The following is a 3,331-nucleotide window of genomic DNA, read 5'->3' on the forward strand; positions in this document are numbered from 1 at the left end:
CGTAACGGTTTCGCCGGCAATCGCGCCGATAGCCGCCGTAGCGCTGAGAGCATGGGTAGGTAAGTTGCTGGGATTGGTTTCATTTACTGGCACAGCGGGCAAGCATTGCAGTTGAGCCAGCAAACCATCTAACAGGGTTGGGTCTTCTGTAATATCGGTGAGTGTCAGTAGCTCCATCACGTTTAGGTAATGCGGCTGATCAGGATTGAGTTTGTTACGCAAAGTCTGCGGATTCATCCCAACACGGCCCGCCAGCTCACTGAGGTTATGCGTCAAAGCAAACCGGCGCATGGCCACATCGAAGCAAGGATGTTTAGAAACCTGATAATCAAACATAGCCAAAAGCCTCTTGAGTTCTCAAAATGGCATCAATGGATCGATATTGATTTCAATATTCGAATGACCATAAATTTCCGCTTGCTGCTTTTTTTTGTACTTGGCATAAAGAATTTTGGAACGGCTATGTGCGTGTCTCTTAGGGCGTAGAGTCAACCACCCTTTTTTCACCCATGAATACACCGTATGAATAGATACATTTTCAAGTGAAGCAAACTCCTTTGGAGTAACAACAGCACTTGGGATACTGATTGATATCTGTGAACTCATGAGGCAAAATCTCCGGTTAAGTTAGTATAAGTTCGCATGAGTTACCCTTATGTTCACACGTGGGTACTTGAAGGATACTAAGTCCACATATGGGAAGTGTCAATGGAAAAGTTCACAGATGGGTACAAAATAGATCCAAACGTTGGAGGGAAAGCAGCAATAGAACGCCTACTCGCTGCTTATGGATTCCGGACACGCCAAGCATTGTGTGAACAGGTCGGCGTTTCAAAAAGCACTATGGCAAATAGATATTCACGGGATACATTTCCCGCTGATTGGATAATTCAATGTGCCTTAGAAACAGGTGTGTCACTTAAATGGTTAACCACGGGTGAAGGCTCAATGACCTTTGACCCAGCAACAGATATTGAGCCTATTGATAAGCTAAAACTTATTGATGGTAAGTTGCACCCTGCTAACTATTTGATGATTGATAAAGCCCTACTCCCAAATAATTTGACGAAAGCACTAATTCTTATTGATGGTGATTCGACCTACTTTTTGGATAAAGAAATAAAAGAGGTATCAGACGGATTATGGCTTATCGAAATTGAGGGAAGATCAAGTATTAAAAAACTCACTCGCATTCCGATTGGCCGAGTAAAAATTACCGGTGACGATGTTTCTTTTGAATGTTCTTTAGAAGAGGTGAAACTGGTAGCCCGCGTTGCATTAACGTTAATCAAAAATTAACTGGTAGCCACATGACGGTAAGAAAACTTTCCTCTGGAAAATGGATCTGTGAATGCTACCCCAGTGGGCGAAATGGTAAACGGGTAAGGAAACAGTTTGCTACTAAAGGTGAGGCATTGGCTTATGAAATTTTTAAAATGGATGAAGCTAATAACAAACCTTGGCTCGGTGAGAAAGCCGATAAACGTACTTTATCTGAGCTTATAAAACTATGGGATTCCCTTTATGGGCAAACGTTAGCTGACCCGGAAAGAATGAATGCTAAGTTAGAAATAATTTGCCAAGGATTAGGCAATCCTATTGCAAGCGAAATTACCGCTGCTGATTTTTCAAAATATAGAGAAAAACGGCTCAAAGGCGAAATAAAGGGAACTAATGGTAATTTACTAGCAAAAGTAAAACCACGCACAATAAACCTTGAGCAAATGAATTTATCGGCCGTTTTTGGAACATTAAAAAAATTAGGGCACTGGCCTGCGCCTAATCCCTTAACAGGATTGCCAACTTTTAAAATTGCTGAAAGTGAACTTGCCTACCTAGAACCATTAGAAATAAAACGATTATTAGACTCATGCGCTGAATCAACCAATCCACACTTACTAACAATTGCAAAAATATGCCTTTCTACAGGTGCGCGTTGGAGTGAAGCAGAAAAATTAGAAGGCCGACAAGTAGCAAAATACCGAATTACATACACAAAAACCAAGGGTAAGAAAAACCGCACCGTGCCAATAACTCAAGAACTCTATGACGAAATGCCACACAATCGTGGAGCGCTATTTACTCCGTGCAGAAAAGCATTCCAAAGAGCAGTAAAAAGGGCAGGCATTCAACTACCTGATGGACAGTGTACACATGTATTACGCCATACCTTTGCCAGTCACTTTATGATGAATGGGGGGAACATACTCGTACTGCGTGAAATACTCGGGCATGTCGATATAAAAATGACAATGGTATATGCCCATTTTGCGCCCGAACACCTTGAAGATGCGACGACTAAAAACCCCCTTATTGGTTTAAACTGGAAGCCAAAAATTGGCGGCACAATGGCGGCAAAGGGTACAAACTAATACTAATTCGCACAAACTCATACCAACTTAAAACAATAAATAACATGAAGTTAGAGTAATTTTGATTAGTGCGCACCCAATAAATAATAACGTAGTAATTTCGGACGGGGGTTCAAATCCCCCCAGCTCCACCAAATTCTTCATCGGTGATTACCAGAGTCATCCGATGAAGTCCTAAAAGCCCACATGGCGCAAGCCCTGCGGGCTTTTTTGTACCTGCAATTTGTCCCGCTGAGTCTGAAGCAAACTAATTAAATCCGAACCTTTTAGGCACCTTGTTAGGCACCTCGTAAAGCTTTATTGTTTTTGAGGTGCCTAAAACTATGGAAACCCGGCAATGGCAAGACAAACCAAACCTTTATCCGTCAAGGAAATCGAATCCGCTAAACCTAAGGAAGCTGACTACGTTCTTTACGATGGCGATGGCCTTGAGCTACTCATCAAATCCACAGGCAGCAAAATATGGCAGTTTCGCTACATTCGCCCTGTCACTAGGAAGCGTGCGAAAAAGAGCATTGGCCCTTATCCGTCAGTCACCCTTGCAGATGCTCGAAGCTACCGGGCAGAGGCTCGTGCTCTCCTTGCGAAACAAATCGATCCACAGGAACATCAGCAAGAACAACTGCGCAGTTCGCTTGACGCCAAAACCAATACTTTCCAACTTGTGGCTGAACGTTGGTGGAATGTGAAGAAAGCAAGTGTGACAGAGGACTACCCAGAGACCATTTCTGACCGCAAACGATATTCTCAGAGCCAGGCAAACGATGGAAATATGAATCGTGATTATAATTTAATTACAATCGTTAACCAGTTAGTCAACCAAAACCATTGACCAAACGTCATATAAATGAAAACAGACGCCAGAAAATTCACCCCATAGCCGTGGCAGCGAGCCTTACCGTGATAACCGCCTCACCCGCTGGGAGCAGTGGCAATATCAGTATGATGCCTTTGGCAAT

The 3,331-nt window shown here is 42.9% G+C and carries 4 protein-coding genes and 1 pseudogene; 3 read left to right on the forward strand and 2 right to left on the reverse strand.

What is annotated here, in order from left to right:
• A partial coding sequence (locus DBA33_RS19945; protein WP_120807080.1) for a phage regulatory CII family protein occupies positions 1 to 336 on the reverse strand: 336 nt, incomplete at its 3' end.
• Positions 337 to 357: 21 nt separating this feature from the next.
• Positions 358 to 606 (reverse strand): hypothetical protein, encoded by a 249-nt coding sequence (locus tag DBA33_RS19950; protein ID WP_120807081.1) that lies wholly within the window; start codon positions 604 to 606, stop codon positions 358 to 360.
• A 102-nt stretch (positions 607 to 708) separates the two neighbouring features.
• Between DBA33_RS19950 and DBA33_RS19955 the strand changes: the two genes are divergently transcribed.
• The 3 genes and pseudogenes from DBA33_RS19955 to DBA33_RS19965 all read left to right on the forward strand — a co-directional run.
• Positions 709 to 1,299, forward strand: a complete 591-nt coding sequence (locus DBA33_RS19955) for a phage repressor protein CI (protein WP_120807082.1) — start codon at positions 709 to 711, stop codon at positions 1,297 to 1,299.
• Between the two features lie 11 nt (positions 1,300 to 1,310).
• Complete coding sequence (locus DBA33_RS19960; protein WP_120807083.1) at positions 1,311 to 2,372, forward strand: site-specific integrase; 1,062 nt, start codon at positions 1,311 to 1,313, stop codon at positions 2,370 to 2,372.
• 337 nt (positions 2,373 to 2,709) lie between these two features.
• Positions 2,710 to 3,087, forward strand: a pseudogene (locus tag DBA33_RS19965) (integrase arm-type DNA-binding domain-containing protein); the annotation flags it as partial.
• Positions 3,088 to 3,331: the final 244 nt, after the last annotated feature.

The sequence above is a fragment of the Yersinia sp. IP36721 genome, from assembly GCF_003634395.1.
In the GTDB taxonomy this organism is placed as follows: Bacteria; Pseudomonadota; Gammaproteobacteria; order Enterobacterales; family Enterobacteriaceae; genus Yersinia; species Yersinia entomophaga.

Coding starts and splice junctions, on each gene's coding strand:
- DBA33_RS19950 (WP_120807081.1), bottom strand. CDS start 606: ATGAGTTCACAGATATCAATCAGTATCCCAAGTGCTGTTGTTACTCCA.
- DBA33_RS19955 (WP_120807082.1), top strand. CDS start 709: ATGGAAAAGTTCACAGATGGGTACAAAATAGATCCAAACGTTGGAGGG.
- DBA33_RS19960 (WP_120807083.1), top strand. CDS start 1,311: ATGACGGTAAGAAAACTTTCCTCTGGAAAATGGATCTGTGAATGCTAC.